This is a genomic window from Pseudomonadales bacterium (assembly GCA_013215025.1).
Lineage (GTDB): Bacteria > Pseudomonadota > Gammaproteobacteria > Pseudomonadales > DT-91 > DT-91.
Genome location: JABSRR010000100.1, coordinates 1 through 5,327, shown reverse-complemented (window position 1 = coordinate 5,327; position 5,327 = coordinate 1). Strand labels below are relative to the sequence as shown.

Genomic DNA, 5,327 nt, shown 5'->3' with positions numbered 1-5,327 from the left:
AATAACCTCAGCTATCGAGCACAGCTAAATCCTGCACTTAAAGTGGCATTCTCGCTGCTGGCGCTGCTGCAGTTCGCCTTGCATGGTATCGCTGATGCAATGCTATCAGCCTGGCATCACTTAACATCCTTGGCGTTTGCACGCACCAAGCCTTACCGTCCAGTGTTAGCAGGCTCGCTTTTCCTACCTGATCAGCCCTATGCATTCTGACGCATCAGCTGCACCTGCAACATCACTGTACGATTTAATCATTATCGGTGCGGGCTGCAGCGGCTTAGCATTGGCCAGAGAGCTTGCGCAACAGCAGTATCGTGGCAAAGTGCTGATCTTGGATGCAAAGTCCAGGTTTGTTGATGATCGCACCTGGTGTTACTGGGCCAAACCTACCAGTCCTTGGTTTCATATGGCCGAGCAGCGCTGGTTTAGCTTGCAATGTTCGGATCATAGTCAGAGCGTCACAACACAGCTGCATCGCTATGCTTACTGCCGCCTTTCGGCAATCGCCTATTATCACTATGCCTTAGCACAGCTTAAGGCTGACAATTTTTGCTTGCTATTAGATCATGCGGTTAAGCAGATACGCCTTAAGGCCGTGCCCCACCACTTATCACCTAACCACTTATCGCCTAACCATTTTTCGTCTAAGCACTTATCTAAAGATGCTTATCAAATATTGACCGAGTGCGGCAAGGTCTACCATGCTGCTGCCATCATCGACTGTCGCGCGTCAGCCCTGCAAGCCGTTCAAGCAAACTATTATCAAAGTTTTGTCGGGCAACAGCTGTTGCTTAAGCACGCTATCAAAAAACCGATGGCAGTGCAGTTGATGTCACAGTTGCAAAGTAGTCAGCAACAAACGCAGTTCATCTATGTGCTGCCCATTAGTGAGCGGGAGTTATTGGTCGAACCAACGGTGTTTGGCGCCTCGCCGGTGAGCCCTCAAACCTTACTGCCGCAGATCAATCAATGGCTGCACCAGCAAGGTTTGACGGTGCAGCAAGTATTACGGCAAGAGCAAGGTGTGTTGCCAATGGGCCAGCTAGACTCAGCTCAATCTGCTTGGCCCGTTGCAGGCATCCAGTCTGGTGCGTTGCGTGCATCAACCGGCTATGGCTTTTTATCCATTCAACAATGGGCAGTGGCGGCGGCCGCGGCTTTTATCCAACAAGGATGCTTTAATACCAGCACAGTGCGCCAGACGACAGCAGACAAACTTGATCGTTTATTTATTCGTGTCTTAGCGGCACAGCCTGAACGAGGCGCAGCTTTATTTATGCAGATGGCGATGGCACTGCCCGGTGACCGATTTGCTCGATTTATGTCAGAGCAGGGACGCTTAACGGATTGGTTGCGTGTAATTGCTGCAATGCCTAAATCCCTATTTTTGCAGCAGTGCAGTAAAGACTTATGGTATCAATCATGTACAGTGCTTGGCTGGTCAAGCGCGCATAGTCAGGATGTTTCGCCTGAGCTTAATGCATACACCTTGCAGCCTAAGCCTAAATCATCTCATCATAGTCATGATAGTTAATCGTTTGCGCCAGCATCGCTTGATGCTCGTCCTATTGCTGGCCTGCGTTTTCATGCTGCTGCCTGAACAGCTTGCGAACATTCTGGCTATGGCGTTCATTGTGTTAGTTGGCCTGCCGCATGGTTTACTCGATCCTTGGTTGATCAACAAGGCGTGGTTAGAGCAAAAATCCACAGCGCTGGCAATTCTGGCGGCTTATACAAGTGTAGCATTAGCGTTTGCGATATTCTGGTGGTTAGCGCCAACCATCGCCTGTGCATTATTTATATTGATATCGGCACAGCATTTTGGCCAAGACCTAGCAAGCAGCGGTCTCTCTGGCTGGCAACAAGCAAGCTTGGGTCTCGCCATTATTGCCTGGCCAATAGCATGGCATCCGCAGCAAGCGCATCTCATATTTGAGCAGTTGGGCGTTATCCTGAGCATCTCTCAGCTCAGTGTCCTCGCACTGCTGTCTATCTTGATAGCAGCGTTGATACTGCTTGTTGCGAAGATGAAAAGTAAAACGCGGTTTGATCTTTTGCAGCTTCAGTTATGCCTAGCGATAGTTGCGCTGCTCTGCTCACCCTTCGTGTATTTTGCACTGTATTTTTGTTGCCTGCACAGCTGGCAACATTTCAGCCAGCATCAACAGCTCTGTCGGCAGCTATTGCAATCATCGCCCTGGCCATTGTTACTGCTGTTTGTATTAACCATGCTATTGTTAGGCCTATCGACAATATTATTTTTGAGTGAGGCTAGGCTCTTGCAACAGGCAAGCATAGCGGGCATATTTTATCTTTTAGCGGCGTTAACCATGCCGCATATGATCGTAATTTGGCGTTGGCAGCAGCGTCGTTAAGTATGCCGTGCTATGAAGCAGGCTCTTTATAACAGCGCATATTTCTTAGGGCCTTTTTAATATAAATACCTCGTGCCTAATTGCAGTCTCGCTTACACTGTAGCGATTATTAATTACTGGGCCAGCCGCCGCCTTTTCGGCATGGCTATTGCAGTCCTCATATAGCATGGATACCGCTAGTCAAAACTTTCTTCAACAACATCAACTGACAGATGCCTATTTACAGTGCGCCGAAAAAAATTTTGGTGCATTACTTTCTGCAATATGCACCAAAAAAGTGAGTGGTGAGACCTTGCTTGTCGGTATAAACGGCAGTCAAGGCTCAGGCAAATCCACATTGGCCGATTATTTAGTGCTGCAGCTTGCCAAGCAAGGCTGTTCAGCGCTTGCCATTTCGCTGGACGATTTTTACCTTAGGCAAGCGGCTCGTAATGCATTAGCTCAGCAAGTTCACCCCTTGTTAAAAACCCGAGGCGTGCCCGGTACGCATGAGCTGCAGCTGGCAATCGATACCCTGCAAGCGCTGAAGTCGCAACAAACTACTAGTATTCCTCGCTTTGATAAGGCGAATGACGATCGCTATGCGCAAACGACCCTCGTTAATGCGGTGGATGTTGTTATCTTTGAGGGCTGGTGCCTGGGGCTGGTACCGCAGTCTGAGGAACAGCTGCAAGTCGCCATCAATGCGCTTGAAGCTGAGGAAGACAGTGATGCGGTATGGCGGATGTTTGTTAATCAACAGCTAGCCGATTACCAAGCACTGTTTAAGCAGATCGATATTTTGGCTATGCTGAAAGCCCCGAGCTTTGACTGCGTCGCGCAGTGGCGGATTGAACAAGAGCAAAAGTTAAGCCAGCGCAGCAGTGGCAGTAAAATTATGAGCGCGGCGGAGATTCATCGCTTTGTGCAGTTTTTTCAGCGTCTCACAGAGCATAGTTTAGCGACGCTGCCCGATAGCGCCGATTTTGTTTACTGCATGGACGCTTCGCGACAAATTATTCAGTTTCAACAAAATACGGCAACACAGTTGTCAGATGCACAATCGGCGGGTCTAGAATGACATTCCCTGAAACCGCACCGCCAATCGATCTTGCAGCTATCCAACAGCTTATCTTTACCGACCTAGACGGCAGCTTACTTGATCATTACAGTTATAGCTTTGCCCCAGCATCCAGCGCCTTAAGTGATTTGGCGCTGGCCAATATTCCAGTGATATGCAGCACCAGTAAAACCTTTGCCGAACTGCAGCAAATTCGCGCCGAGCTTGCCAATGCTCACCCTATGATTATTGAAAACGGTGCAGCCTGTGTTATTCCGCAGGCTTATTTTAGCGATCAGCTGCTGCAGCAGCACTCGGCCAAGCGTCAGCAAAATGACTATAGTTATCTCTGTTTTGCAAAGCCGCGTGCACATTGGGTCGACATGTTAGCGGCATTAAAAGCCGAGTTTGACGGCTGCTGGTTAAGCTTTACTGAGCTTGGCATCGACGGCATTATGCAGGCAACGGGACTCAGCGCCGAGCAAGCGGCATTGGCTAATCAACGCGAGTTTAGCGAACCTCTGCTATGGCAAGGCGATGCTGCGCAGCAGCAGCGTCTAATTGCTCGCCTGCAGGCGCAGGGCGCGCATGTCCTGCAGGGTGGGCGGTTTTTACATGTTTCCGATGCCTGTGACAAAGGCAAGGCAATGCTGGCCTTATCAGCGCTGTATCAGCAATATAGCAGTCAGCCGATTAAAAACTATGCGCTGGGTGATGGCTATAATGATTTACCGATGCTATACGAGGCCACTTATGCAGCGTTAATTCGCTCGCCAGCGCATGATCTCCCAAAGCATCAATCGCAAGCATCGATATATATTACTGAGCAAACCGGGCCACAGGGTTGGGCAGAAGCTGTCAAGCATTGGCAGCTGATTTAGAATAACGATAAGGATTAAAAATATGGCAGATTGCTATCAGAACGGAACTATCACGACCCTGCATAATTTAGGTTGTCGTGCATATACAGACATGGAACAAGAGTTAGTTGAGTTTAGCCGCAAACGACCAATGGGTTTGTTGTTGCCATCTCTTTATTCCGAATTAGAAGGCGATGCTTTGCCACATATTGTTAACGAGTTGGCTACGGTGCCGTATCTTGAGGAAATCATTATAGGCCTCGACCGTGCCGATGAGCAGCAATACCGACACGCCCTGCAGTTTTTTGATAAGTTGCCGCAGCGCCACCGCGTATTATGGAATGACGGCCCAGCTCTTAAAGCGCTTGATGAGGAGCTTACCGCATTAGGCGTGGCACCCAAAGAGATGGGTAAGGGGCGCAATGTATGGTATTGCATGGGCTATTTTCTAGCTTCATCACGTGTCGAATCGATTGCCTTACACGACTGCGATATCTTAACCTATGATAAATCGCTATTAGCCAAGCTGCTGTATCCTGTGGCCAATCCGCAGTTCAACTATATGTTTTGCAAGGGCTATTATAGCCGCGTTGCCGACGGCAAAATCAACGGCCGAGTCTGTCGTTTATTAGTGACACCCTTATTGCGCGCGCTAACAAAAATATTTGGCGAAATGGATTACCTGCAATATATGGATAGCTTTCGTTATTCCTTGGCCGGTGAATTTTCATTTCGAAAAGATGTGCTAAACGATATTCGCATACCCAGTGATTGGGGTCTAGAAATCGGCGTGCTGTCAGAAATGTACCGCAACTATTCAACAAACCGTATCTGTCAGGTTGATATAGCTGATATTTATGATCATAAACATCAGCATTTATCCAAGAACGATGATAACGGCGGGCTATCGAAAATGTCGATTGATATCTCAAAGGCGCTATTTCGCAAACTGGCTACCCAAGGCAAAACCTTCAATCTTGAAACCTTTCGCTCAATCAAAGCAACATATTTTCGCATTGCTTTAGATCTTATCGAAACCTACCATAACGATGCGAT

6 protein-coding genes are annotated in these 5,327 nt (G+C 48.3%); all 6 read left to right on the top strand.

What is annotated here, in order from left to right; translation table 11 throughout:
* Positions 1 to 210 (top strand): hypothetical protein (locus HRU21_08270; protein ID NRA42283.1); only part of this gene is annotated, 210 nt, incomplete at its 5' end.
* Entirely contained in the window at positions 200 to 1,531 is a 1,332-nt protein-coding gene (locus HRU21_08265) for an NAD(P)-binding protein (protein NRA42282.1), read from the top strand. The genes HRU21_08270 and HRU21_08265, both read left to right, overlap by 11 nt.
* Positions 1,521 to 2,372 carry a beta-carotene 15,15'-dioxygenase, Brp/Blh family gene (locus HRU21_08260; GenBank protein ID NRA42281.1) on the top strand — a complete coding sequence of 284 codons (852 nt, stop codon included), beginning with the start codon at positions 1,521 to 1,523 and terminating at the stop codon, positions 2,370 to 2,372. The genes HRU21_08265 and HRU21_08260 overlap by 11 nt, the downstream gene beginning before the upstream one ends.
* Positions 2,373 to 2,538: 166 nt before the next feature.
* A complete protein-coding gene (locus HRU21_08255; GenBank protein ID NRA42280.1) occupies positions 2,539 to 3,432 on the top strand; it encodes a kinase in 894 nt (297 codons plus the stop codon).
* Positions 3,429 to 4,292: an HAD-IIB family hydrolase gene (locus tag HRU21_08250; GenBank protein ID NRA42279.1), complete on the top strand. Its 864-nt coding sequence runs from the start codon at positions 3,429 to 3,431 to the stop codon at positions 4,290 to 4,292. The genes HRU21_08255 and HRU21_08250 overlap by 4 nt, the downstream gene beginning before the upstream one ends.
* A gap of 22 nt (positions 4,293 to 4,314) precedes the next feature.
* Positions 4,315 to 5,327, top strand: a 1,013-nt coding sequence (locus HRU21_08245) for a glycosyl transferase (GenBank protein ID NRA42278.1), incomplete at its 3' end; no start/stop codon positions are given.